Source organism: Streptomyces sp. NPDC103540 (assembly GCF_055584445.1).
In genome coordinates this window covers 58,438-83,140 of the sequence record NZ_JBVJMA010000021.1, presented here as the reverse complement: position 1 = coordinate 83,140, position 24,703 = coordinate 58,438, and the positions used below count along the sequence as shown (strand labels likewise).

Annotated in this window: 25 protein-coding genes; 3 read left to right on the top strand and 22 right to left on the bottom strand. The window is 71.3% G+C overall.

Annotation, left to right across the window (positions count from 1 at the left end; genetic code table 11):
- Positions 1 to 7: 7 nt before the first annotated feature.
- The 11 genes from ACZ6ZI_RS35785 to ACZ6ZI_RS35735 form a co-directional block, all read right to left on the bottom strand.
- Entirely contained in the window at positions 8 to 466 is a 459-nt protein-coding gene (locus ACZ6ZI_RS35785) for a pilus assembly protein TadG-related protein (RefSeq protein ID WP_469528247.1), read from the bottom strand.
- The gene (locus ACZ6ZI_RS35780) at positions 463 to 906 is read right to left on the bottom strand and encodes a TadE family protein (RefSeq protein WP_400751244.1); all 444 of its coding nucleotides are present in this window, start codon (positions 904 to 906) and stop codon (positions 463 to 465) included. The genes ACZ6ZI_RS35785 and ACZ6ZI_RS35780 overlap by 4 nt, the downstream gene beginning before the upstream one ends.
- The gene (locus ACZ6ZI_RS35775) at positions 903 to 1,325 is read right to left on the bottom strand and encodes a TadE/TadG family type IV pilus assembly protein (RefSeq protein WP_469528244.1); all 423 of its coding nucleotides are present in this window, start codon (positions 1,323 to 1,325) and stop codon (positions 903 to 905) included. The genes ACZ6ZI_RS35780 and ACZ6ZI_RS35775 overlap by 4 nt, the downstream gene beginning before the upstream one ends.
- A 27-nt stretch (positions 1,326 to 1,352) precedes the next feature.
- Complete coding sequence (locus ACZ6ZI_RS35770) at positions 1,353 to 1,541, bottom strand: hypothetical protein (RefSeq protein WP_400751250.1); 189 nt, start codon at positions 1,539 to 1,541, stop codon at positions 1,353 to 1,355.
- Between the two features lie 17 nt (positions 1,542 to 1,558).
- Positions 1,559 to 2,449 (bottom strand): type II secretion system F family protein, encoded by an 891-nt coding sequence (locus ACZ6ZI_RS35765; protein ID WP_469528241.1) that lies wholly within the window; start codon positions 2,447 to 2,449, stop codon positions 1,559 to 1,561.
- The gene (locus ACZ6ZI_RS35760) at positions 2,446 to 3,363 is read right to left on the bottom strand and encodes a type II secretion system F family protein (RefSeq protein ID WP_469528238.1); all 918 of its coding nucleotides are present in this window, start codon (positions 3,361 to 3,363) and stop codon (positions 2,446 to 2,448) included. The genes ACZ6ZI_RS35765 and ACZ6ZI_RS35760 overlap by 4 nt, the downstream gene beginning before the upstream one ends.
- 67 nt (positions 3,364 to 3,430) lie before the next feature.
- Complete coding sequence (locus ACZ6ZI_RS35755) at positions 3,431 to 4,990, bottom strand: CpaF family protein (RefSeq protein WP_469528237.1); 1,560 nt, start codon at positions 4,988 to 4,990, stop codon at positions 3,431 to 3,433.
- On the bottom strand, positions 4,983 to 5,918 hold the full coding sequence (locus ACZ6ZI_RS35750) for a hypothetical protein (protein WP_469528234.1): 936 nt from the start codon (positions 5,916 to 5,918) through the stop codon (positions 4,983 to 4,985). Before ACZ6ZI_RS35750 ends, ACZ6ZI_RS35755 begins: the two co-directional genes overlap by 8 nt.
- Positions 5,915 to 6,607: an SAF domain-containing protein gene (locus tag ACZ6ZI_RS35745; RefSeq protein ID WP_469528232.1), complete on the bottom strand. Its 693-nt coding sequence runs from the start codon at positions 6,605 to 6,607 to the stop codon at positions 5,915 to 5,917. The genes ACZ6ZI_RS35750 and ACZ6ZI_RS35745 overlap by 4 nt, the downstream gene beginning before the upstream one ends.
- A 40-nt stretch (positions 6,608 to 6,647) precedes the next feature.
- The gene (locus tag ACZ6ZI_RS35740; protein WP_469528352.1) at positions 6,648 to 7,223 is read right to left on the bottom strand and encodes an ATP/GTP-binding protein; all 576 of its coding nucleotides are present in this window, start codon (positions 7,221 to 7,223) and stop codon (positions 6,648 to 6,650) included.
- A gap of 296 nt (positions 7,224 to 7,519) precedes the next feature.
- On the bottom strand, positions 7,520 to 8,065 hold the full coding sequence (locus ACZ6ZI_RS35735; RefSeq protein ID WP_469528230.1) for a hypothetical protein: 546 nt from the start codon (positions 8,063 to 8,065) through the stop codon (positions 7,520 to 7,522).
- 1,345 nt (positions 8,066 to 9,410) lie between these two features.
- Between ACZ6ZI_RS35735 and ACZ6ZI_RS35730 the strand changes: the two genes are divergently transcribed.
- Positions 9,411 to 9,947, top strand: coding sequence for a hypothetical protein (locus tag ACZ6ZI_RS35730; RefSeq protein ID WP_393614009.1), 537 nt, complete (start codon positions 9,411 to 9,413; stop codon positions 9,945 to 9,947).
- A complete protein-coding gene (locus ACZ6ZI_RS35725; RefSeq protein WP_469528228.1) occupies positions 9,944 to 10,273 on the top strand; it encodes a hypothetical protein in 330 nt (109 codons plus the stop codon). Before ACZ6ZI_RS35730 ends, ACZ6ZI_RS35725 begins: the two co-directional genes overlap by 4 nt.
- A gap of 131 nt (positions 10,274 to 10,404) precedes the next feature.
- Here the strand turns inward: ACZ6ZI_RS35725 and ACZ6ZI_RS35720 are convergent, their stop codons facing one another.
- The 3 genes from ACZ6ZI_RS35720 to ACZ6ZI_RS35710 form a co-directional block, all read right to left on the bottom strand.
- Positions 10,405 to 11,346, bottom strand: a complete 942-nt coding sequence (locus ACZ6ZI_RS35720) for a replication-relaxation family protein (protein WP_469528225.1) — start codon at positions 11,344 to 11,346, stop codon at positions 10,405 to 10,407.
- 14 nt (positions 11,347 to 11,360) lie between these two features.
- Positions 11,361 to 13,466 (bottom strand): type IV secretory system conjugative DNA transfer family protein, encoded by a 2,106-nt coding sequence (locus tag ACZ6ZI_RS35715; RefSeq protein WP_469528350.1) that lies wholly within the window; start codon positions 13,464 to 13,466, stop codon positions 11,361 to 11,363.
- Between the two features lie 65 nt (positions 13,467 to 13,531).
- Positions 13,532 to 13,966: a hypothetical protein gene (locus ACZ6ZI_RS35710; protein WP_469528223.1), complete on the bottom strand. Its 435-nt coding sequence runs from the start codon at positions 13,964 to 13,966 to the stop codon at positions 13,532 to 13,534.
- Positions 13,967 to 14,405: 439 nt separating this feature from the next.
- Here ACZ6ZI_RS35710 and ACZ6ZI_RS35705 point away from each other — a divergent pair, with 439 nt between their 5' ends.
- Complete coding sequence (locus ACZ6ZI_RS35705) at positions 14,406 to 14,888, top strand: hypothetical protein (protein WP_469528222.1); 483 nt, start codon at positions 14,406 to 14,408, stop codon at positions 14,886 to 14,888.
- Between the two features lie 54 nt (positions 14,889 to 14,942).
- Here the strand turns inward: ACZ6ZI_RS35705 and ACZ6ZI_RS35700 are convergent, their stop codons facing one another.
- From ACZ6ZI_RS35700 to ACZ6ZI_RS35665, 8 genes are read right to left on the bottom strand one after another with little or no spacing between them, the layout of a single operon-like run.
- A complete protein-coding gene (locus tag ACZ6ZI_RS35700; protein ID WP_469528219.1) occupies positions 14,943 to 16,097 on the bottom strand; it encodes a C40 family peptidase in 1,155 nt (384 codons plus the stop codon).
- Complete coding sequence (locus tag ACZ6ZI_RS35695) at positions 16,094 to 18,433, bottom strand: hypothetical protein (RefSeq protein WP_469528217.1); 2,340 nt, start codon at positions 18,431 to 18,433, stop codon at positions 16,094 to 16,096. Before ACZ6ZI_RS35695 ends, ACZ6ZI_RS35700 begins: the two co-directional genes overlap by 4 nt.
- The gene (locus tag ACZ6ZI_RS35690; RefSeq protein ID WP_469528215.1) at positions 18,430 to 20,979 is read right to left on the bottom strand and encodes an ATP-binding protein; all 2,550 of its coding nucleotides are present in this window, start codon (positions 20,977 to 20,979) and stop codon (positions 18,430 to 18,432) included. Before ACZ6ZI_RS35690 ends, ACZ6ZI_RS35695 begins: the two co-directional genes overlap by 4 nt.
- An 8-nt stretch (positions 20,980 to 20,987) precedes the next feature.
- Positions 20,988 to 21,632, bottom strand: coding sequence for a hypothetical protein (locus tag ACZ6ZI_RS35685; protein ID WP_469528213.1), 645 nt, complete (start codon positions 21,630 to 21,632; stop codon positions 20,988 to 20,990).
- The gene (locus tag ACZ6ZI_RS35680) at positions 21,629 to 21,913 is read right to left on the bottom strand and encodes a hypothetical protein (RefSeq protein ID WP_365195546.1); all 285 of its coding nucleotides are present in this window, start codon (positions 21,911 to 21,913) and stop codon (positions 21,629 to 21,631) included. The genes ACZ6ZI_RS35685 and ACZ6ZI_RS35680 overlap by 4 nt, the downstream gene beginning before the upstream one ends.
- Before the next feature lie 14 nt (positions 21,914 to 21,927).
- The gene (locus ACZ6ZI_RS35675; protein ID WP_469528210.1) at positions 21,928 to 23,034 is read right to left on the bottom strand and encodes a conjugal transfer protein; all 1,107 of its coding nucleotides are present in this window, start codon (positions 23,032 to 23,034) and stop codon (positions 21,928 to 21,930) included.
- Positions 23,031 to 23,300, bottom strand: a complete 270-nt coding sequence (locus tag ACZ6ZI_RS35670) for a hypothetical protein (protein ID WP_469528208.1) — start codon at positions 23,298 to 23,300, stop codon at positions 23,031 to 23,033. Before ACZ6ZI_RS35670 ends, ACZ6ZI_RS35675 begins: the two co-directional genes overlap by 4 nt.
- A 50-nt stretch (positions 23,301 to 23,350) precedes the next feature.
- Positions 23,351 to 24,244: a hypothetical protein gene (locus ACZ6ZI_RS35665; RefSeq protein WP_469528206.1), complete on the bottom strand. Its 894-nt coding sequence runs from the start codon at positions 24,242 to 24,244 to the stop codon at positions 23,351 to 23,353.
- Positions 24,245 to 24,703: the final 459 nt, after the last annotated feature.

Genomic DNA, 24,703 nt, shown 5'->3' with positions numbered 1-24,703 from the left:
GGGGCGGTCAGCCTCCGGCTTGGGTGTGCAGTCGGGCGTGTGCCTTGCCGGACACGCTGATCGTCGACCTACCCACGAACTGCGCGAACAACGTGTTGTAGGTGTCGTGGACGGTGACTTCGAGACGCTGACCGCCGTCGGTGACGGTCACGGAGCCCGAGACGTTCTGGGCGGCGAGGTAGTCCTGGGCGGCTGCGACGGCGGCGTCCGGGTCCACCGTGATCTCGGTGCCCTGAACTGCGGCGGGGACGTTGAGCTGCTGGCCGGCCGCACGGGCCGCTTCCTGCGCGAGGCCGGTGGCCTTGTTCGTCGCGTTGAGGGCACCTCCGCCGTCGACCAGCAGGCCCATGATCATGATGATGCCGATGGCGCTGATCGCGTAGAACGGCGAGAGCGACCCGCGGTCGCCGCCGTGACGCAGGCGGTCCCGCACGGCGGCGAGGCGGCGGGTGAGGGCGGTGATCACTGGCGGCCCCTGTAGGAGTCGATCGGACTGGTCCACGAGGCCCGGAGCGTGCGGGATCCCGGGAGGCCGGGCAGTCCGATCTCGCCGAGCGGAGCCGTACAGGCCACGGTGACGCGGACGGTGGCGTCCTGGCCGAGGTCGAGGCCGTACCCGGAGGTGTCGACCGAGACGCTGGAGGAGGCGCAGTGGATGCCCTCGCCGCCCAGGCTGCGGGTCGCGGCCGCCGCTCCTGAGGCCTGCGCGGCGCCGGCTTCCCTTTCCAGGGAGGCAGCGCGGGCGGCCGCCCGGGCGGCGCCTTCCACGGCGCCGGAGGCATCGGTGACCCGCCCGAAGGCGATCATGAGCAGCATGAGGGCGATGATGGCCGGGGCGAGAATGACGGTCTCGACGCTGTAGCTGCCCCGGTCCTCGCGCCAGTTGATGCGCCGTACCCACTTCATGGCGCCTCCACCCAGCGCTCGACCGGAGCTTCCGCGCTCTGGACGACATCCAGCTCGACGCCGGGGACCAGGGTGGCGACGGTGCCGCGCACGGTGATGCGGATCTGCTCGGGGCCGCTGCCGTCGGCGGACACGGACGAGCCGCGGACGCTGCCGTACTTGGCGAGGAGTTCCTGGGCCTGGGCGACGCCGTCGCCGGGGCTGGCGCCGAGCTGGCGGCCGGCCTCCACCCCCTGGGTGGCGGCGGAGCGGGCGACGGATCGGGCGTGGTAGTACATGCCGGTCTGGATCGCGGCGAAAACCAGGAACAGCACCACGACGGCGAGCACGGCCAGCTCTACGCTGCCCGAGCCCCGGTCGCCTTCCTCCCGAAGGCGTGCGCGTAGGCGCCGCCACCGGTTGCCGGCCTGGTCTTTCACGCCGCTTCCTTCCTCCTGGTGGTTGGTTCAGCCGCTGATGAGCGGGATCTTGGCGTCGGTGAAGGTCTTGATCGCGGCGACGACCGCGATGGCGATGGCGATGACGACGCCGGCGATGACGGCGAGCTCGGCCGAGGTCTGGCCGGCGTCGCGCGGGGCGTTCTTCAGCCGCTCGACACGGGCGGCGAGGAAGGTGGTGAGGAAGCGGATGTGCATGGTTTCTCCCTTGGGGTTCAGCCGTTGAACATCGAGACAACGGGCGGCAGGACGACGAAGACGAGCATCAGCAGGACCGCGAAGGTCACCGGCAGCACCATGCTGGTGCTCGCTTCGTTGGCTTGGGCCTTGGCGTCGGAGAGGATCGCGACGCGCAGCTGGCGGGCTTGGGCCTGGAGGGTCGTGTAGACGGCGGCGCCGTCGCCCGCGAGGGCGAGGGTGTCGGCCGGGCGAGTCAGTTCGGGGATGTCGAGTTCCTCGCCGAGCTGCTTGAGGGCGTCCCAGACGGTGACGCCGGCGAGGTCTGCCTCGTAGAAGGCCTGCCGCATCCGCTCGAAGATCCAGCCGTCGCCGACGTCCGCCGTGTCGGTCAGGGCCTGGGCGGCGCCGGAGTTGGCGATGCGGGCCAAGGCAACGCGGTCGAGGTAGGAGGCGGCGGCGTGCCTGACGACGAGGCGCGCGGCCGCGGCTTCCTTCCGGACTTCCTGGCCGGGCCACAGCCAGAACAGGGCGGCGAGGCCGAGGCCTGCGGCGGCCGGCATCACGAACGGCAGGCTGACCCCGAGCATGGCCAGGAGCGCCCCGGCCAGCTGCGGCAGGACCAGGCCGTACAGGGCAAAGAGGAACCTCTTGCCCAGGTGTTCGGCCGGGCTGATTCGGAGCAGGTTGAGGTCGCGGACGGGCAGGGTGATCCGCTCGCCGAACGCCGACAGGAGGCGGGTGCCGACCTTCTCGGGCAGGGACCCGGTGCTGGTGGCGGTGATGCGGGGCTGGCGGGCGATGTGGTCGGCGTCGAGCCTGTCCATGACCGAGACGACGTCGGGCCGGGCAGGCAGCAGGGCGCGGATGGCCACGCCGACGAGGGCGCCGGCGGCCGCGGCAGGCAGGACCGCTTCCATGGGGATCATCGGACGGCTCCCGTCAGGGCCGGCTCGGCCTGGTCCAGGGGGTTGAGGAGGCGGGGGTCCGGCTTGGTCGCTGCGGCCCGGCGCAGCCAGGACAGCGTCCAGGCGAAGAGACCGCCCAGGATCGCGAGGGCAAGCTGCCCGGCCGGGGACTGGTACCAGGCGGACCAGGCTTCATTGAGCATGCAGCCGACGAAGACGATGCAGATCACGATGCTGACGATCCGGCTGGACTTGCGGATCTTGGCGCGGTCGGACTCGATGTCGCGGGCGTCGGCAGCCTGCTGGTGGATCGTCACCGCGAGTGCCTCCAGGGCGGTGGACAGGCCCGGGCCCATGTTCGCCGCGTGCGACTGGAAGAGCAGGGCGACGTGGTCCACGACTCCATCGCCGAGCTCGTCCGCGAACAGGGCGAAGGCCTGCTTGGAGTCCATGCCGGAACGCAGCCGCTCATCGAGGGCGCGGACGTTCGCGGCAATGGGGGCGGGGGCGTTGCGGGCGCTGGCGCGGATCGTCTGGACGAGGCTGATGCCCGCGGTGTGGATGCCGGCCAGGCCGTTGAGCCACTGCCCGATCGCCTCCAGCCGCTCGATGCGCTGCTCGGCCGCCGTGCCCGGGTTCAGGAGGAACGGGAAGCCGAGGACCGCGGCACCGGCGAGGATCCCGTGGACGGGCCAGCCGGTGTACGCCCACACCGCGAGCACGGTGGTACCGGCGGTGATGACCAGGGCGCGCCAGCGGCGCTGCCAGGCCTCGGGCAGGCCAGCTTTCGCCGCCCGGAGCCGGCTGGCACGGCGGGAAGCGGGCTTCGCCTGGTCCACGACACGGCCGCGCCACTCACGCACGGCCAGGATCCCGGCGAGGACCGTGACGAGGGCACACAGCGCCGCGACAAGGGCGAGCTGGGCGGAGTTCACTTGGCCTCCCAAACGTCTACCGCACTCCGGCGATCAAGGCGCCGACTGGTCTCCAACCTGTGTGCGTTCATCGGCTCACCGTCTGAAGAGCCGGGCCCCAGGCACCCTCGGGGTCCTTGGCCAGCCAATGGCGATGGAAAGAACCGGTGCGCTCCAGGACGTCTATGAAGCTCGGCATGTTGCGGTACACCGCGCGCGGTTCGTCCCCGTGGGGGGCGAAGAGTTCGCTGGTGGTGGGGCGGCCGCCCTCACCGACGACGTCGTGGACCTCGTAGATGTGGGAGACGAAGCGGTGCTTGCGGCCGCCGATCGCGGTTTCGTCGAGGTAGGTGAGGTAGACGACCACGTCGATCGCGGAAGCGATGAGGTGGTTGGCGGCTTCGGTCTGCATGCCGGCCTCGGTGCACAGCTGCACCAGGCGGGAGATGATCGCGTGCGGACGGCGCACGTGCAGGGTGCACATGGAGCCGGAGCCACCCGCGGACATCGCCTGGAGCATGGGCAGGACCTCGGTGGAGCGGACCTCACCGACGATGACCCGGTGCACGTTGTAGCGCAGGGCGGTGGGGAACATGTCGCCGATGGTGACCTCGCCGGAGTTGGCGCCGCCGCGGACCTCGCCGTTGGACTGGCGGGCCTCGAAGGCGAACGTCAGCGGCCCCGGCTTGTCGGGCGGACCTGGCTCGTCGAGGTAGAGCTCACGGTCGGACTCCAGGGTCGCGATCCGCTCCCCCGGCGGGATCTCCCGGCCCAGGGCGCGGAGCAGCGAGGTCTTGCCCGCGCCCATGTCGCCGACGACCAGGATGTTCAGCTTCGCCTGGACGCAGGACTGCAGGAAGGATCGCAGGAGCGGGTTGATCGAGCCCCAGCGGACGAGTTCGTCGATCCCGTGCTGGCGGATGCGGTGCTTTCGGATGACTACCGACGGGCGGGTGGTGAGCAGGCTCGCGGTAACGCGGGAGCCGTCGGGCATGCGGAAACCGACGTTGGGGGTGGCCTGTGTCAGGGCGCGCTCGCCGTGCCCGGACAGGCCGGCCATCCGGTTCACCCAGGTGATCAGCTCCGCGTGGGAGTCGGCGACCCGCTCGATGGTGCGGCGGGGACGGTCGTAGTACTCGATGTGTGCGCGGACGCCGTCGACCATGACGTCCTCGACGCCTTGCTCGTCCAGGAGGCCCTGGAGGCGGCCGCCGCGGAACATGGCGTCGAACACCGCGCTCCCGATGGCGCGTTCCTCGTCCGCTGAGAGGGCGGGGGCTCCGTGCGAGTACTTGGTGGCCCAGCTCGCGACGGCTTTCGTCACCATGGAGCGGGCCTGGGCCCGGCGGTCGTCCTCCTCCAGCAGGCGGCCGGGGTCGTGCGCGGACAGCTCGGCGGACACCTCCGCCTGGAGCGCTTCGATCACCTCCCAGCCGACCGGAAGCTGGCCGGGAAGCCCAGCAAGTTTCGGTACGGCGCCCGAGCTGGCGGCCGTCGGCCGGGTGGGAGCCGGCAGCGCGGGCTCCGGTGCGGGGGCGGCGGCGGGCTGGGGGATGCGGGTGGTGCCGATGCGGCCGGTCAGCAGTCCGGCGATGTCGGCGGGGCCGCGCGCGGCCCCGCCGTCGGGGCGCTGTTGTGCGTCAGACACGAGGGTCCACCTTTCCCTGGCCCAGGCGCTGAAGCACCCCGCCGACCTGCGGAACAGGAGCCTCCAAGGCAGGTGCCGGCGCAACTGCTGGTGCCGGCAACGCGGCCGGTGCTGGCGCCGGTGCGGTGGGCGCGTACTTCTGGTGCAGGGCTCGGCGTGAGGCGGCCGCCTGGAGGTGGCCGAGCGCGGTGCGGGCCGAGCTCAGGAGCGCGGACTTCTTCAGCCCCCGCGGAGCCCGGCCGGTTCCCGCCAGGTAGGCGGCGGTGTCCGGCTCCCACGGCAGTGCCGCCATCACGGGCAGGCGCAGGGCCTCGGAGACCTCGTGGGCGCGGCGGGGGCCGTCCTCGATGAGGAGGACGCCGAGGGCGTCCGGGCCGGTGCCGCGGTCGGTGAGTTCGTTGCGCAGCGGTTCGGTCATGTGGCGGGCCAGGGCGAGTGACTGGTCGGTGGCGCGTACGACGAGGAGGACCAGGTCGGCGCCGTGGAGGAGGGGTGCGGGGGTGAGGGTGTGGTGGAGGCGGCCGGACTCCAGGGCAAGGCGGCCGGCGTCGATGACGACGTCGTAGCCGCCTTCGTCCGAGAGCACGCGCATGACCTGGGCCAGGGCGGGCCATGTCCGGGCGAGGGCAGGGGCCTGGGCGGGGTCAGTCAGGCCCGGCAGGACCTGGCGGTTGCCGGACTCGTCAAGGCTGACGAGGTGGCTGGCGAAGGCCTGCGCGAGGGCGTCCTCGCCTGCGCGTTCGGCAACGGCGAGGTGGTAGAGGCCGGTCCCGGCGGTGATCTGGGACTGGAAGAGGCCTGCTCTTATGGTGCCGCCGGCCGGGTCGCACTCGGCCAGCAGCGACGGGCGGGTGGAGGACAGGGTCATCGCGAGGGCGCTGGTGGTGACCCCGCACGACTTCGCGCTGACCAGCGCGATGACGGTCACGATCCGCTCCGCACGTCGCGGACCAGGGCGATCCGGCCGGACGAGGCACGGGTGGCCAGCAGCGGCCCGTCGGAGGAGGCGACCGCGAGGTTGACGACGACGGCTCCGGAGGCGTCGGGCCGGCTGACGGAGACCACGACGGCCTTTACCGAGGTGGGCGGGGCCTCGGCGCCGTCCTTGCCGGTGGGCTGCTCGCCCTGGCCGGGGACCGTGACCGCGAGGACCTTGTCCCCCGGGACGAGCGAGCCTGCGGGGGCCTGGCCGCGCTTGACCTGGACACCGACCTGCTGCCTGTCGTCGCCCAGGCCGGTGCCGGGCTGCAGCTGCCCGGCGACGAGCAGGCTGCCCTTGCGCAGGTCTACCGCCGGGCGCTTGCCCACGACGCTGGCCCGGTCGGTGGCCGGCATCGGGGTGAGGGCCGAGTCGGCCGAGACCTCGGCGACGACGACGTCCGCGTCGGTGAGCGGCTGCCCGGCCGGGACGTCGTTGGCGATGGCAAGGACCTTAGCCCGGTCGCCGACGGCGGACACGGCGGCGGCCGCGCCGAGGGCGGCCGCGACGGCCAGGACCGTGCTGAGGGCGGCCGCGGCGTACCGGCGCTGCTTCTTCACGGGTGCCGTGGTGGTGATGGGGAGTTCGGTGCGCGGGCCGGCCGAGCGCGGGATCGGCGGGGCGGCGGGGGTTTCCATTCGGATGATGCCTCTCGGGAAGTGCAGTCCGTGCGCGTGCTTAGTTGAGGACCTGGACCTCGGCGACGTTGATGTCCACGGCGCTCGTGCGGATCTCGGTCAGCTGGCCGCCTTGGGCGCCGCCGGTGACCTGCCAGTCGATGGACCAGGTGGACGTCGCGGTGACGTGGTAGGTGCCGGAGCCGGTGGTGGAGGACGGCTTGTCGTAGCGGTGGCCGCAGTCGGGAGACGACTGCTTGCCGTACTCGGGCTTGTAGGGCGTGCCGGCCGTGGTGCAGGTGACGGTCTTCCCGTCGCCCATGTACCACACGATCTTCGACACCCTGGCTGTGGCCGTCACCGATACCGGTCCGACGGACGCCGAGGCCACGTTCGGGCCGTACGTCTCGGGTCCGGTCTCGGTCCACATGTAGACGGGCATCCCGACAACGCCCTTGCCACCCGGCTTTGGCGTGATGCCGATCGCCGGCGGACGCAGCCGCATCTTGTCCACGGCCTGCCGCGCAACAACCGCGGGGTCAATCACCGGGCCCCCGCCGCCAGGCGGGGCGTCGGTGAAGATGTTCTTGACGTCATGCATGCCGGTCTCGTTGTCGAGGCAGTCCTCGATGTACATAGACACGCCGGGCTTCCGGCCCCCGGGCCCCCACAGCCCGTTGTCGTCCTCGGGCTGGGGGTCGGCCAGGGTGTAGGTGCAGGTGTAGCGGCTGTCGCCTCCGCCGGTATCTCCTCCCCCGCCGCCGCCTCCGCCGCCTCCAGTTCCTCCGCCAGTGCTTCCGCCGGGACCACCAGGGACCACGACGATCGGACAGACGAAGCCGGTCTCGCACTTCCCCTTCTCGTCTGCTTCGGCCGTGGCGGGGAGAACCACTGACACGGCGAGGGGGAGGGCAAGAGCGACGTGCCAGCGGGTCAGCACGGCTGGTCCGCGTGGAGTTCGTACTTGAGGACCATCCAGGAGCCGTTCCAGCGCTCCATCATGCTCGTGATGACGTACTTGGGAACGGGGCTGGACGCAACGGGTGCCGGCTGGCCAGTCTTCTTGTCCGTGATCTTCCACTTGGAGACGTCCAGGCAGGCCGAAACGGAGACGCTGGGGCTCTTCTTCTCCAGATCCGCCCCAGTCACGATGGGGTTCAAGAGCACCGGCTCCCCCGTCATGACCCGGCCGTTGGTCTTGAGGTTGGCGGTCTCCTCAATGGCCTTGTTAAGGGCGTCGGCAGTGGCGTACTTCTTGAGGTCGGTGCCCGCGATCTCGGTCACCGCGTAGGCCTTGGGCAGTTCCGTCCAGTACGCCTTGTACGCGGTGAGGGCCTCGGCCTTCGCGGCCTCTTCCGGGTCGAGCGTCGCCGACTTGGTCGGACCAGCCGTGGCCGCGGGGGACGGGGACTTCTCCTTCTCGTTGTCCGAACCGCCCGATGAGGTACACGCTGCGGTGAGGGCGACGCAGACAGTCAAAAGAAATGCTGGAACTGCCCGGCTGCTGTTCCAGCCAAGCTGAGCGAGTCGTGCCATCGGTACCGCTGCCTCCCCGTAGAAAGCCATCGCGCCCGGTGCAGACCTTTGAGGCCTGTTCTCGCGCGGCGTGAACCACAACCGTCACAAGCGACCGGACTGTTCCCATACGTTACGCAGGGGCGGCCAACATCGAAAGTCATTAGTGCAGTTCACGGCCACGCGGACGTCGAAAACCGGACGTTTCTACACCCTCGCGGTACCTTCTCGGAATTCCGTCCGAGGGGCGAGACGCCAGCCAACTGGAACCTCGCGACCCACCCCTTCCCGGCAACTCGGAATGTCGATTCATCTGCACTTCAGATTCTGGAAGCGGATTGGCTGAATGCGTAATCTGAATGGCTGGAAACGAGCACAACTGTCTGGCTTGGAGTAGACCATCTCCAGGCAACCCGCCGAGCCCAAGCGTTCGCGGCCTCGGGCAGGCGTGGCCTACCCGCTGCTCCTCTTGGTGGCGGTCAACCCAGCAGGCTGGTAACCGCTCCAGACCCCGATGCCAGCCGCCGGTCGACGAGTACTTGAACGTTCACGCTGCATTGGTGCTAGTCCCCCGGTTCAACATCAGCCGATCGGAGCAACCACGGGGCAGCCGTCAGCCCTCCGATAAGACTTGCCAATTCCTCAGCTATAGACGGCACCAGCCCCTTCCTTCAGAGGCAACTGCCCAGTGGAGGGCCCCCGGGGCCCGAAGCGGTGCGTGGGCGACCGTCAGGGAGTCCGCGCAGGGCAGGCGGCAGTGGCTGGTCCAGCGCAGCCGAAAGGCGCTGGCGGGGGGTCCGGGGGCAAGGAGCCCCCGGTGCGGGGTGCAGGGGCGCAGCCCTTGCCAGGGGGTCCGGGGGCTGGCCCCCGCTCCACGGCCGGTCCAGCGCGGCCTGGGCGCTGGCGGGGGGTCCGGGGGGCTGGTCCCCCCGGGTATCAGGCCGTAGGTCCGATGTCGCCCAGCAGGGCCGGGGCGGCAGGAGGGGGGCTCCCCTCCCCTGCTGGCCGTGGTGGGAGTGCGGGGCAAGAGGACCCGCGGGCACCAACAGCTGGAGCGGCGGGTGGTGAGTCCGCCTCAGGTAACCCGCATATAGAGGGCGCCGAAGCGAAGTGGCATCTGACCTGCGTGAACACCTTTCCCCGCAGGGTCTCTGACTGCATTACATGATGAAACACGAGACGTAGAGATGTGGTCCGTGAGCACAGTGAGGTGTCTCTGGTTTCATCATTTGTAGATGCCCGAACTGCCCTGGAAACAACCGGAATCACAACACTCGCGCAGTGTTGTTCTGAGGAACAGTGTCGTGCAATGATCTTCGGATTACTGTTCCCGAGGGGAAAGGTGCGCCTCGCTGCCATGCCGGCACAACCCGCGCGCGTACGGCGCTTCGCCGACCGCGACACCGGCGTGATCCAGGAGCTCGAAGAACTGGACGCCGACTCACGGACGACCACCCCCTACAACTACCCAGGAGGCTTCACTGCAGTAAGCAACCGAACCGGCCTTGCCATCCTGAGCAAGGAGTCCGGGCTGACGCCTGCGGATCGGGACGTGCTCGCTCTTCATGTGCACGGTCCCGAGAAGCGCGGAGACGTACTGCGCTGGCCCCGGCAGAAGATGGCCGACTACCTCGGCATCACGACCCGAACCGTGGCATCGTCGATCAAGAAGCTCACCAAGGGCGGATGGCTCTTCGAGGCCGAGCGACACGGGCGAACCATCTACTACCGGGCGACCGCGCACCACGCCTCACGGGCGGGCGGTGAGCAACAGCAGCAGGACGCTGCCTCGTACCGTTTGCCTGTACTCCCCGGAATGCCTGAGAAGGAAGGACGCACAGCATGAGCAGCTACCCGCTTGTCGGCGATGGGATCGACCCCGTCGTCCTGAGTCGGACTCTGTCCCTGCCGCATCCCCAGATGCGGGTGGTGGCGTTCTACCTGACCGCGCAGAAGGACCCGGAGTTCGACTACGGCGTGGTGATGACGGGGCAGGAGATCGCCGAGGCGATCGACATGAACCGCACCACCTTCAGCAAGCAGCTGCCGGTACTCACGAAGGCCGGCTGGCTGCGGGTGGCCCAGCGCCACGGCAACGTCACGTACTACGGCCTCGGCCCGGTGGCCGAGCCGGAGCGGAGCAACGTAGTGCCGCTGAGGCGCACAGCATGACGATGCTCACTGCACGACACGTTTCCGTATGGGAAAGGTGACGGGCGCGGGACTTCATCACACTGTGCTCCACAGGAAAGATGCACGTTGAGAGGGGCGGGAGGCCCGACTTCCCGCCCCTCTCGGCCGTCTCAGGCAGCAGCCGCCACTGGGCCCCTGATCCAGGCATCCACGGGTTCCGCGGGGCCGAGGATCGGGGTGAAGACGGGCTCGAAAGGGCCACGGGCACGGAGCTGGTCGAGGGTGGTGACGCCGGCCCGCAGCGGGGAGGAAGCGAGCGCGGGGTCGCTGGCGGCGAGGCTGCGCAGGTCGGCGATCCGGCGGGCGAGGCGGTCCTCGGAGGCCCCGGCCAGAACCAACAGGAGCCGGGGGAAGGCCGGGTAACGGTAGCGCCAGGCCGGCATCGCGGCCTGGCGCCGGGGCCCGCGGGCCCCCTTCGCGGCCTGGGGCTGGGGCGCGTACTCGTGGTAGGCCGCGTAGGCGTGCAACTTCTGCGCGAGGCGGGCGATCGTCATCTGGGTGCGGTCGACCTCCACGAAGAACGTGAGCAGGGTGCGCTGCTTGCCGGCGGTGTGGACGTAGTTGAGGACGGCATCCGGGACGAGGCACAGCTCCTCCCCCGGGCGGGCCTCGTCGCGGTAGTAGTGGGCGATCTCGGGCGACCAGTCCAGGGGCCCGCACTCGTGGCTCAGACGGCGGGCGTGCTCGACGAACGCCGCTCCGGTTTCGACGACCGCGAGGGTGTGCTCCTGCAGTGGGCCGAGCGCGGCCTCCTGGCTCATCCGGTAGGCGCGCGGCTGGAGCAGGCTGACGGCCTCGACGGACTGCGCTCCTTTCTCCGTGAGCCACCACAGCAGCTGGGTCTGGCCGGCGCTGCGCCGGCCTACGGCTTCGGCGAAGCCGGCCTGGCGCAGGGTGTGGAGCTGGCGGCGTAGGAACTCGGAGCGGGTGTGGTGCGGGGTGATGAGCCGGTGGAGCTGCATGGTGGAGACCAGGCGGTGCTGGTAGAGGACCTGGGCGGCCTGCTGGGCGACCTGGCCCAGCCCGGTGGGGGCGGAGTGCGGGTAGGGCATGGGGTTCTCCCCTTCTAGTCGACGGTGCTGGTGGGGTCGCCGGTGCTCGGCCCGCCGGGGCGCCGGCCGGTGTGGTGGGCGAGGACGACGGCGTCGAGCTCTTCCAGGTCGGCGAGGATGTCGCCGAGGGGCCGGCGGTTGAGGTTCTTGTCGATCGCCTGGTCGAGGTCGGGGATGCCGTCCGGGTTGTCGTAGCGCGCGAAGATCTCGTCCACGGGCAGGCCGCGGACGCGGAAGGGCGTGGTGCGGGCGCCGTTGAGGTTCACGGACATCACGTAGTTGTACTTCGGGAGTTCTGTGATCGTCTCCGGGCTGATGTGGCCGTTCCAGCGCTTGGCGACGAACGCGGCCTCGTCGTAGTCCGCCGCACAGGTGCTCAGCCAGGACTGGTTCTGCAGCAGGGCCTGGCGGGTGATGGCTGAGAGCCGGAGCACCATCTGCGTCATGCCGATGAAGCGGACCTCGTACTTGCGCAGCTGCTCCGCGATGGCGGCGAGGAAGCCCTTGCTGCTGCTGTCGAGCGCGGTGAGCTCGTCACCCCAGGCCCAGAACGTCTTCCGCTGCTCGCGCGGGGTGTCCTGCCGGGAGAGGCCGGCGCGGTGCAGGTCGTGGATGAGCAGGCAGGAGACCAGGGCGTCGCTCTCGCTGCCGGACGGGCAGACGAACACGACCTTTCCGGTGTCCATCGCGTGGCGGACGTCGTACGCGGAGCGCGGGCTGCCGAAGAACCCCTGAAGGGACTGGCTGGTGTCGAGTCGGTCGATGGCGTAAGTGACGGTCGGCACCGCGTCCGGGCCGAGCTTGGGGAACGTGGTCTCCCAGTACGCGCGGACGCGGTCGGGGAGCTTGGGCAGAAGCTGCTGGCGCCAGTCCTCGTCGGTGAGCCAGGTGCGCAGCTGGAACAGGGTGCACTGCGCCTCGGGGTGGCCGGCCTGGACGGCCTTCAGGTTGAGCAGGGCCAGCGCCTGGGAGGCCCGGGCCAGGATCGTGCGGGCGCGGGGGGCGTTGTCGCCCCAGTCCTGGGCCGCGGCGATGCCCTCGGTGACGGAGCGGACGATGTCCTGGACATCGGATTGGGTGCGCCCCTCCATCGACAGGGGGTTCCAGGAGACGACGGGCTGGTCCGGATCGGCCTTGGCGAGGTTGATCTCCCAGAGCCGGTCGAGAATGTCCGGGTGGGCGAGGTAGGGCTTCGCGCGGGCCCAGCCCTCGCCGTGCGGGTCGAGGAACCAGCACCCGTAGCCCGAGTGCGCCATCGCGATGCACTGCACGAGAGCTTCCTCGGTCTTGCCGTGGCCCGCCTTGCCGAGCTGCAGGCCGAACAGGAGGTCCTGCACGCGGGCGGCGGCGATCCGCTCGCGGCCGTCGGGGTAGACCACGGCGCCGAGCGGGATGAGGTCGCGCTGCCCGGTGTAAACGGGCAGGTCGGCCGGGGCCGGCGGGACCAGGCCGCCGGAGCGCACCACGCTGGAGGCGGTGCACTTCACCGTCGGGGGCTTGAGCCAGCCGGCCAGTTCGGGCACGGTCAGCCACTGCCGGCGGCGCGGGGCGAACTCGCCGGTCGCGAAGCGACGCTCGAAGCGGCCGATGGACCAGCGGCGGGGCCGGTGGGTCTTGAGGTAGTTCTCCCCCGAGGTCATCGACAGGGCGGCGATCAGCTGGTGCATCCGGGCCAGGGCCAGCTGCGGGTGCGCGGCCTCGGTACGCAGCAGGATCTGCACCGCGAACACCGCCCCGGCGGAGGGTTCGAGCTTCCCGACGCCGTCGCGCAGGTCGGTCTGCCGCGGGATCCGCTCCGCACGGGTCGAGGCTCCGGCGCCGCCGGACCAGGCCGCGGTGGCCGATCCCCAGAAGCCGCCTCCGCCGAGGCCGCCGGTGAGGCGCTCGCCGTACGCGGACGGGCCCCGGCGGGCGGCCCGGGCCATCAGGCGCCGGCGCCGGCGGGCCAGGCGCTGCTCGGAGACCGGGACCAGGTCGAAGACGGCCTCGGCTTTCTCTCCGTCCTCGGTGCGGACGGAGGCCATGGCCGCGGCCAGTTGCTGGAGCGGGTCGGGGCTCAGGCCGAGGGAGGCGAGGGCCTTGTGGTCGGGCAGGCCCAGGGCGAGTTCGGCGCGCTGCACGTACAAATACCCACGCCTTCGATCGGTGATGGTCCGAGCAGGCTTGGCGAGGGAGACGACGGCGGTCACGGGGTTCCTCCCGGGCCGGTGAAGCGGACGGGGCTGATGTCGGCCTGGCCGTGTTGGGTACGGACCTCGACCTCCGCGAAGCCGGGCATGTTCAGCAACGCGGCTGCGGCGGCGGGGCCTTCGATGTAGCAGCGCATCTTGCCTTCCACCGCGGTGTAGCGCAGGCGTACCGCGGAGCCGCGGGGAGGAACGCCGTCGGTGGCGTGGTGTACGCGCCCGAGCTGGCGGGCCCAGCGGCCGACCTCGTTCTCGCTGGGGTCGAAGCCGTCGGTCGGAATCACCTCGACCTGAACCCGGTCCGCGAGCGCATCCCGGACGAGCGCCGCGCGCCGGATTGTCCACCACACCCACAGCACCGCCCCAAGCACGCCGAAGGCGACAAGGTACGACGAGGCCACACTCACGAGGGTCGGCAGCTCCGGGAAGGTCATGTCGGTCGGCCGATGGTCGGCCGGGACGGGGCGTGGTGCACGGTTCCTCCAGGGGGTGGGATGAATCCCTTCACCTGGACCAAGTAGGAAAGCGAGACCGATCCAGACACCCCACCCGAACTCTTTGCCAGCCCTTGACCGTTGGAGGTTCGATTGCGCAGAACGGTTGTCCGTTGTCAGCGAAGTTAGTCGACCCCGAGGCTGTGACCTGCGGCGACTGGATTGGTTGATACGACCGATCGAGGCCGCCGCAGGCACCATCCAGCGGCTGACCTGCGGCGACTACGTTCGTTGACACGGAACACCGGACGGCTGGGTTGGATGACAGCGGACAACGGTCCCAAGGCCGGGCACAGCCGAGATACCGTCGTAGCGCGCTCAAGGGCGCAACGTCCACGGACAAACGGACCTACGGGTCCCCTCCCTACGAGGAGCGCGCGTGCTTACACTCACGCCGACCGAACGCGACATGCACCGCCTTCTGCGCTCCATCGCGAAGGCCGGCGATCCGCGAGACCCGCGTTCTGCCTGCATCCCCTACAGGGAGTTCGCACAGCGCGTCGACCCGAACGGCCTGGACCCGTACACCTCGCGGGGACAGATGCTCGGACTCTTCCCGAAGCTGGGCCACATCAGCGTCTACGAGCACCAGCACGGCCGGCCGTTGCTGTCGGCGCTCGTCGTGAAGAAGGCCACCGGCCGGCCCGGCGGTGGATTCGCCGAGCTCGCTTCGCAGCTGGGTTTCGAGGCCGCCGAGGAGGACGGCTTCTGGGAGCATCAGGTGGAGAAGACCGTACGGTTCTGGTCGGCCGATGATCCGGTCATGCTGATGGACTCCGCGATGGATCAGGTGTTCAACGAGCTGGGCGCGATCAAGCGTTCCCTGCGTCGGCTCGCGGCGAACTCGCCCGAGAAGGCCTGAAGACCACGGGCCGAGTCACCTTTCGGAGGCGCGCGGGTCGGGGCCGTGCCGTGTTCAGCCGACGATCCTTCGGATGACGAGGGTCGGCCCCAACTCGGATTCCTTGGCGACGGTGACGGGCCGGCCGGTGCGTGGTGCGTGGACGACGTATCCGTAGCCGATGGACATGACCACGTGCTCGGGCACGGCCGCCGTCCCCCGTGAGAAGAGCAGGTCTCCGGGCTGTACGGCGGCGCCCAGGGGGATGGGCCGTCCGTCGTGGATCTGTGTGTAGGTGGTGCGGGTGATCTCCCGGCCCGCGACGCCGTAGGCCCGCTGGGTGAGCGAGGAGCAGTCGCAGCGTTCGGCCGGGTTGGTGCCGTGGGGGTTGGTGCAACTGCCGCCCCACTGGTACATGGTGCCGACCTGGCCGAGGGCCCATCGAATGGCGGCCTGGACCTCGGTGGGAGCGTTCGGGGGGATCTGGTAGCCCTCGGGGACGGTGCCCGGGGGGATGTTGCCGAAGTCGGCGCTCTGCCCGCTCGTGCAGCCGGCCTGACCGACGCCGCCGATCGGCGGGAGAGCGGGAACCGGCCCGCTGGGCATGGTGCCGAGGGTGGGTCCGATCGCCTGCTGGAGGGCGGTGGCCAGGTTCTCGTGCTTCGCGTAGGCGTCGGGGAAGCCGGACCGTTGCACCTTCTGCGCGGCGACGGTGAGTGGCATCTGCTCCCAGTCCCGTATGGCCACGAGCCCGTCGTAGAACTTGGTGGAGGAGTAGACGGGATCCATGATCTGTTCTCGTGTCCCCCATCCCTGAGAGGGACGTTGCTGGAAAAGTCCGAGGGAGTCGCGGTCGCCGTGGGCGAGATTGATCAGGGTGCTCTCCTGGAGGGCGGTGGCCAGGGCGATGACCTGGCCACGGGCCGGTACCCGCTTCTGGGCACCGGTCGCGACGATGATTTTGGCGTTGGGGATCTGCTGCTGTGGCTGTGAGAGGCCGGGCACGTTCACGTCGCGGCTGCCGGCCAGCATCTCCTGCACCTTCCGGGCGATGTCGGCGGCCGCGGGGTCGAGTCCGGGCTGTCCCGCGGCGGGGCAGCGGGCGGCTGCGGCTGCGGCCTCGTTCTGGCCGAGGCCGGCCACATGGGCCCCGACCGCGGCGAGCAGGACGAGCGCCAGACCGAGCAGGCCCGCGCAGCCGGCCAGCCACTTCTTGGGCTTCATCTTCATGAACGGCGCTGCCGATGGCGACGCAGCCTCAGTTCCCGTTCCTCGTTACGGCTGAGGGAGGCATCGCTGGGCCGACGTGAGGTCGCGGTCGGTGCGCGGCGCGGGTCGGGTTGTCGTGGGGTGCCGCGGTCCAGGCGCTGGCGGAGCTGTTGCTGGCGCGCCGAGCCCGCAGGCTGGACCGGGACCTGGTGGCGGGGCCGGCTACGCCTCGCTGCCTGCGCCGGCTGGGTGCTGGGCTGGGGCGGGGTGGGTACTTGGCCGCCGGTGCCAGGGTTGTACGCCGGCCCGCCCGGGAGCGGGTTCGCCGGGGTGCCGGCCGGGGTGGGTGAGGCCTGCGGCGGTGCGGCCGGTGTCTGGCCAGCGATGAGCGTGTTGCCAGACTGGGGCTGGGGCTGGGGCTGGGGCTGGGGCTGTCCTGCGGGCCGGGCCGGACGAGGGGGGCGGGTCCTGCTGTGGGAGCGCACGCGGGTCGCCAGGGCGACAGCGCTCACGCTTGAGGTGGTGGCGAAGCCCAGGGCCGCGACCGGGTTTCCGGTGGCGAGCGCCACCCCGGCCGCCGTCGTGCGGACGGCTCCGCGGGTGAGCTTGCGGGCGATGTTCGTGTTCGCGGTCACGGGGGTGGACGACGGAGTGAGGGCAGAACCGTTGGTGCCACCGACACGGGCGGCATACAGCCTGGAGCGGAGGTTCGCCGCGACCTGCTTGGACCGGACGGTGAGGGCCTTGCGCTTCTTCAGGGCGCCGATGCACACGACGTCCACGGCCAGGAAGCGCAACGTCAGCTCGGTGCTGTCGTCGGTCTGCACGGGGTCGAGGACGGCCTGGACGATCAGGATCAGCACGGCGAGGCCGATGATCGAGGCGAGGAGTTGGCCAAGGGAGTGCAGAACGGAGGCGGCCCAGTCCCACAGGTAGCCGCGACCCGCGCCGGGCACGAGACCGGCGACCAGAGCCGGTTCGGCGCGGACCGCGTCCCAGGCGATGCGGCACTGCGCGACAAGGAAGCTGCCGGCCAGCGCGGTGATCAACGCGGTCACGATGAGGGCCGCGATGAGGAGGAGGAGCGCGCCGCCGACCTTGTCCATCGAGGCGCGCTTGGCGGCCTGGACGTCTCCCTTCACGCATTCCTTCTCGAAGCGTTCCATCGGCGGGTTCCCGAAGTGGTCCAGGGCCCACTGTTTGACGATGGGCATCGCCCAGTCGGTGATCTGCGCCCCGGTGGGATCGATCCAGGAGCGGAATTCCCCGAGCTTCTCCATGCGCTTGAGCTGCTGATTGATCGCCCGCTCGTAGGCGAGCTGGCGGATCTTGGTGTCGGAGTACTTCGTCGCGCAGTCGCCCTTGAAGACCTGGCCGTACTGAAGCAGCATCGCCGGCTTGACGACGAAGGCGTCGGTGAGGGCGTCGGTCAGCGGTCGGGCGAGAGCGGGGCCCGTGGCGGAGTCCTCGCGGGGGCCGGTGTTCTCACTCTTCTGCGGATTCGCGTCGAGGATGACACGGGCCACTTCGAGGGACAGGCCCCGGGCGGCCGCGATGGCCCCCTGCTCCTCGCCGAGCAGGAGCTGTGGGGGTGAAGACAGCAGCGTGGCCGTCAGGCCGGCGATCAAGAGCGAGAGCGCCGCGTCTCCCCACCCCTTGGCCCGGTCGCCGAAGAAGATCCGTGCCACGCAGACGAGGGCACACACGGACAGGAAGAGGCTGGGCAGCCCCATCTGCATGATGACCTGGGTGTGCAGGGAGTTCGCGACGGACAGCACCGGCGTCAGCAGCAGTTTGGCGAGGCCGAATCCGAGAGCCCAGGCGATAAGCCAGCAGCAGAACGCGACGACCCACTTCGTGGCCATGAAGCACAGCTCGGCGAGCAGATTCTGGATCCCCAGGTCCCAGTCCATGAGCCCGCCGGTGTCCGAGCGCACCGTGTAGGCCGAGATCGGCATGCGGTTGCGGTCCGTGACCTTGAAGACAGCCAGGACGCCACCCTCATCGGGCAGGAGGGTGCGCAGCCGCTCCTCCTCGCTCTTGAGGTAGGACTCCTTCATCGAGGCGGAGAAGCGCTGGTTGAGGTCGCCGAGGAGCTTCTCGATCTCGGCGAGCTCTTCGGCGTTCGGTGTGCGGGTTCTGCCCGCTGTGGGCCCGAGGGGGTTGGGCGGCGCACTGGTGGGGGCCGCCGACGGGGTGGGCGCCGGAGTAGGGGTGGGGTTCGGTTCTGCGAGCGCCGGCAGCGAGGTGAGCATCGTGACGGCGGTCGCGACGAGCGCCGCCACGAGCAACGCGAGGCGCAGCCGGGCGGTGCCGAGGATTCGCAGCCGCGGGAACGAGGCGCGCAGGGTCCTCATGCCGCCGCCGGCTCGGTGGTCGGGGTGGTGTGGATGGCGCTCTCGATCGCGCGGTCGCTGGGGATGAGGACCCGCATGAGGCCGATGCGGCCGACCAGGTCGCGGTAGAGGCACTCCCCCGCGCGGGCCCGGCGCTGGTCCTCGGGCAGGCCCAGCGGCGAGAGCCGGCCGGTGACCAGGTCCAGGAGGTCGGTGTCGGTGGCGTCCACGCCGAGGAACTCCAGGGAGCGGGCGGCCAGGGTGCGGCTGGTCTGGCGGAAGACGAAGCGGTGCGGGATGAGGCCTCGGACGATGACGCCCTTCTCGCTGTCGGACGGGCCGATGTCGTTGGCGTCGTGGCTGCCGACGTACGCCGCCGCGTTGCGCTTGCGGCCGTCGCGGAGCAGCTCCAGGAGGAGCTCCAGGCCCTCGTCGCTGGAGGTGAGCCACCAGCACTCGTCGAAGACGGTGACCGCGAACTCGTCCCGGCTACGCATCGCGGTCTCGCGGGAGACGGCGGCGATCAGGTACATCAGGGCCCTGCCGAGGAGCTTCTCGAACTCCAGGCGCTGGATGCGGTGCTCGGAGGCGAGTTCGGACTTCTTGGGCAGCTGCAGCGCGGCGACGAGGAAGACGACGCTGTCGGCGCGCTGGGTGTCGACGACGGGAAGTGTCTCGTCGAACACGACGCGCGCGAGGTCCTTGCGGGCGACCGAGGCGAGCTTGCGGGCCAGGCCGTGGGCCGCTGTGTCTGCGCTGCCGCGCGTGGTGAGCTCCTCCATCAGGGCGCGCATGGACGGTGCGGGCCGGGCCAGGACGGTCTGGACCGCCTCGGACAGGGCGACGCCTTCGAGGTCCATCGGCCGCACCCCGAGCAGCAGGGTCAGGAAGGATTCGGTGAACCGGGCGGCGACCTCGGGGCTGTTCTCCCTGTAGAGGCGCAGGGGATCGAGGGAGACCTCGGCGGTGTGGTCGATGCGGATCAGCTGGGTGGTGCCGGGGCAGGCCTGCGCGAAGCGGGCCCATTCCTGGTCGGCGGTGCGGTCGACGATGACGGCGCGGCCGCGTGAGCCCGGGCGGCCGAGCTGGTGACCGCGGGCGAGGACGTTGTAGACGGCAGCCTTCATGGCGACGGACTTGCCGGCGCCGAGCTCGCCGAGCCAGGCCATGGAGGCGCTCGCGTTCTCGCGGGGGCCGCGGGCGGGGTCGATCAGAACGGGTCGGGCGCCACCGGAGGCGACCTGGACGCCGTAGAGGCCGCCGCGTTCGTCGCCGAGCTGGGAGCCGCACCAGGGCATGGCCATCGCGAAGTCCTTCGCGAGGAGGATCTGCGCGTACCCGGCCATCACCCGCGGGGTGCGGCAGCCGGGCAGCATGGCCTGCCACAGGTTGGCCTGCTCACCGGCGGGGCGGGAGAACGTGTAGTCCGTGCCGCCGAAGTCGCTCGCGAGGGCGGCGGCACGGTCCATGGCGTCGGCGGGGCTGTCGCCCCACACAGCGAGGGTGACCATGGCGCGGATCTCCACCTCGCGCCGGTTCGCGGTCAACCGCTCGTGGTATTCCTCGTTGTCGGCCTGGTTGCGGGCCACGGCGGACGGCGGGCCGGCCGGGTCGCCCTCGTACTCGGCGGCCTGGGCCTTGAGGTGCCGGGCGCGCTTGCGGACCTTGGGCTCGGCCTTCGAGCCGGGGACGATGACCAGACGGGCGGTCCAGTCGACGGGGTAGGCCAAGTCGTCGAGCTGCTGGAGGTACGCCGCGCCCGGGAGGGCGAAGGCCTCGGGCATCTCGGACAATGCCAGCAGTGCCTGGTAGGAGTCGCCCCACTCGGAGGAGACCTGGAGGAACCGCCGGTTGAACGGGTTGGTCGGCAGCGCGGGTCCGCTGTTGAAGTCGGCGCCGCCCTCGCCGACGAGGATCTCGCCCAAGGCCGCGACGTTGCGGCCACGGCCGCGGACCGGGGGCTCGGTGCCGTCCGGGAGGAACGGCTCGGCGAGCCCGCGGCGCGCGCTGTGGCCGTAGATCCACAGGATCTCCGCCTCGGACGCCGGCCGCATCGAGACCCCTGTGGGCCATTGGGCCTGGACCCGCTGGGCCTGCTCCAGGCGACGCCGCACCTCCGCGTCGGGAACGAGGGCAGGCATCAGCCCGAGCTGCAGGGACACTTCGGCACGCGCCGCCCGGAACGCGGAGAGCACCGCGTCCTTCTGGTTCAGCGGCGGGAGCGGGAGCGCGAGCCAGTCGGTGCGCCCGGTCAGCTCCATGTCCTCCAGCTGGTCCAGGACCGCGTGCCCGAGGCTCTCGTAGCGTGGCGCGCGCTCCAGGTCGATGTCGTCGACCATGGCGCGCACCACTGCGGTCGGGTCGATCTGCGGGCACAGGCTCATGAGCATCGGCTCGCCGGTCATCGCCTTGACAAGGCCCTCCAGGGCCTTGAGACGCCGCTTCTTCACGACGGCCGGAGCGTGGGAGTAGTTGGTCGCGGCGACGCGCCAGACGGCCCAGACCGTGCCGTGGGTGGTGAAGATCAAGTTGCTTTGGACGTGCCGGATCGGCAGGCGCATCGTCATCTCTCCAATCAGGTGCGGTTCGTGGGTGCGCGGCGGGCGAGCAGGGCCTGCACCCCCGAGGCCACCGGCGCGGCAGGTGCGGCGGGTGCGGCGGGCACGGAAGACCCGGCGGGTGTCGGCGGCTGGGCGGGTACTGACGGACGGCGGGCGGGCCGGGGACGGGTTTCGGGTGCGGAGGCGGCAGCGCTCTGCGGGGGGCCGGCGGACGGTTCGTCGGCGGGGAGGTGGATGCGGGTGTCGCCGCGGGTGGGCCGGGGCGTGCGGTAGGTGCGGCCGCGGAGCTGGCCGCGCCGGGGCGCGGCCAGCATCAGGGCGATGCTCAGCAGGGCGGCCGCGGGGTTGCGGCCGTCGATGTGGAGGTGGCGCAGCACGAAGGCCACCCCCGCCGGCACCACCAGGAGGACCGCGACGTCGAGCCAGCCGTTGCCGCCCCAGACGGGCCGGGTCAGGATCAGGGCGGCAACGGTCGCGACGATCCCGGCGAGCTGGGTGAGGGTGTAGGGGCCGCCGGGCAGCCGGATGCCGCGGCCGCCGTTGACGTCCCGGATCACCCCGTGGACCAGCGGTGCGCGCCGTGCCTTGGTATAGCAGCGGCCGATGAGCTCGACGTCCAGCTCTCCCCCGCCGGTTCCGGCGGTGGTGGCCTCGGTCACTGGTCGGTCCGGGCGGCGTTCGGGCCGGACTGGTACTGGACGATGTCCTCGGTCGTCTTGTTCTTCAGGGCGCCCATGTTGGCGGACAAGCCCCAGACGATCGCCGCGAAAATGACGGCCATGATCGTCGGGCCGGGCGCCTTCGTCTTCCAGCCGACGACCACGACGAAAATCCCGCACAGGGCCGGGATCGCGACATCGAAGATCAAGGCCTTGATGTCGGTGCCGATGCCGGTTCCGGTCTGGATCCAGCCCGCGGCCAGCGTGACGGTCTCGTGCATGACGGGTGCTCCTTCTATGCGGTGGGAGTGGAAGCCGGGCCGGGGGCGCCGGAGGCAGCCGGGGCCGGAGTCGGCGAGGTGAGCGCCGGAGCGCCGTCGAGACTGGCGATCTCCCAACGGCCCGCGCGGGCCTTGAGGGTGAGGGCGTAGGTGAGCGGCAGGCGCACCCCGTCCTGACCGGTCGCCCGTAGGGTGACCAGCAGCCGCAGGGCGGTGCCGTCACCGGGGACCGATACGACCGGCTCTCCCCCGGTCTCGCCCTCGACCGCGAGCTGGTCCACCGCGACGCCCGAGTAGGGGGCCGGGGACGGCGCCGTCAGGCGGGTGCCGGGGGCGAGGTAGCGGTCGAGCTCGGCACCGCCCTTGGTGAGGTAGGCGGTCAGGAAGCTGGTGACGGCCTGGGTGCGCGGGTCGGTCGGCAGGGCCGGACGCATCGCGCCGTAGACCAGCTCCGGGCCCTTGGCCCGCTCGGGCGCGGCGACCTCGGCCGGCAGCGCGAGCGCCGTGTACGCGGTCGCTCCGCCGGCGCCGGGCGCGGTGGCCACGGGCACCTGGAAGTAGCGCAACGCATCGGCCGCCGGGCTCGGTGAGGCGCCCGGCTGCGTGGACGGGGTGGTCGTCGGCTGCGCGCCGGTGACGCGGGCGGCGACCGTGACCGACCAGACCGCGTTGTCGGTCTGGCGGAGCCGGACGACGGTCAGCTGCTCGCCGCGGTGCTGGCCGGAGACGCCGTCGAGCTGCATGCTGGCGGCCGGCGGGTAGTAGGCGGCGAGCTTGGGCTCGTCGCCGCGCCCGGCGGACAGGTAGGCGGCGACGAAGAGGGTCGCGAAGCCCGCCGCGCCCTGCCCGCCGCTCGCGACCGGTGCCGACGACGCGGTCTTCGGCGCCGGGGCCGCAGACGTCGCGGGGACCGACAGGTAGGCGAGCGCACCCAGGAGCGGCCCGAGCGCGATCAGGCCCCAGACGAACCAGCGCACCAGGGCGGCCGAGTTGGCCTGGGCGCCGGTCGACCAGCCGGCGACCCAGCCGGCGTCCGGCTCGGTCTCGGTCTCCTGGACAGCCGGCAGCTGCGGGTCGGCCGGTGCGGCCTGCTTCCGGCGGCCGGTGAGGACGGGGCTCATGCCGTGCCTCCGGCCGAGCGCAGGGTGTGGCCGGCCAGCTCCGCGATCCGCCTGCGGAGTTCCGCTTCGGGACGTCGGCTCAGCGCGGCGAGCGAGGCGAGGACGGTCTCGGCGTCCTCGTCCAGGAAGGCGCGCAGCTGCTCGTGGGTGCCGGTGTCGAAGGGGCGGGCGACGAGGGCGGCGCCGAGGTGGATGAGCAGACGCTGGGCGCGGGTGACGCGCTCCTCGTCCGCGTCCAACGACGTCGCGGCGGCGGATGTGGTCAAGACGCATCTCCAAAGGGGGGAGCGAACGGTGGCCGGGGCACAGGTCCGGTTCATGCCGCGGCCTCGGGCTGGAGGGATGCTGTGAGGCGGGCCAGGGCCCGCGAGCGCCGGCGCTGCCACGCGCCGGCCGTGGTCCCGGCGCGGGCGGCGGCCTCGGCGTCCGGGATGCCGCCGCTGACGTGGTACCAGGCCAAAGCCTGCGCGTCCGCGGTCGACAGGGCGCCCTCGCGCACCGCATTCAGGAGGAGCTCCAGGAGCTCCAGCCGGGCCGGGGCGCTCGCGGCGTCCTCGGCCGGGCCCGCGTGAAGGCCTGCTTCGGCGGCGGCCGCGCGGACGCTGCGGGCGCGGGCGATCTCGTACGGGTCTGGCGCCAGGTCGGCGATCTGCTCCGCCGGCCCCAGGTCCTCCCCCGCGATCTCCCGCTCGGCGGCGAGCTCGGCCAGGACCCGGCGCAGGGTGTCGAGGGTGAGGTTGGCGGCGGGCCGGCCGGGGCGGAGGTGAATGCGGCCGGCGCGGGCGACTTCGTAGAGGGCGGTCACGGTCACGTGACCGACGGCGTCCCGGGTACGGCCACCGGTCATCCGGACCTGTCCGCGGGTGATGCGGAAGACGGCGGGCAGCATCGCCTGGACGACGACGCGGCCCGCGAGGACGGCCGATCGGTCACGGCCGGCAGCCCGCTCCAGGAGGGCGCGCAGGACGGCATCGGTCAGCGAATCGGTCACGCCGTCCTCCGCCGGGCGGAGCGCGGAGAGGAGCTGCTCGGGCGTCCAGGCGCCGGCCCAGGAATCGGTCACGGCCGCGAGTTCGTCGGTCAGTCGGCCATCGGTCACCCAGTCGGTCACCGCCTGGCGCAGGGCCGGGTCCGCGCACAGCGCGGCCCAGTCGGCGTCCAGCCGGTCGAAGTACCCGCCGCCGGCGGCGGGGTGCGAAGCGTCGTGCACGGCACGTCTCCTTTCGGATCTCGTGCCGTACACACTCCTCAGACCGGCTTGCCCGAAGGCTTGCCCTCAGCCCTAAAAGCGCAGATGGGAGGCTTGCCCTCTGGCTGGGCAAGCCTCCCGTGACCGATTGGGCAAGCCTGGTGGGGGGCTGGGCAAGCCTCCTCGTGACCGGTCCATGCAACTGTGGGCAAGCCTGCCTGGGGGGTGGGCAAGCCTCGCGATTCCCGGGTGAAGGCTTGCCCAGGGGACGGGTGGGAGGGAGCTGCGGAGGGGTGACCGATGGCCGCGGATCGGTCATGACCGGTGACCGATGGGGCCTCGATCGGTCACCGGTCACCCGGCCCGGAATCGGTCACGGGCGGGCCCGGTCATCGGTCACGGGCCCGGTCGTGGGCGGGTTCGTCCATCGGTCACGGCACCCGCCGGGCGATCGGTCACGCGCCGGATCGGTCACGGCGG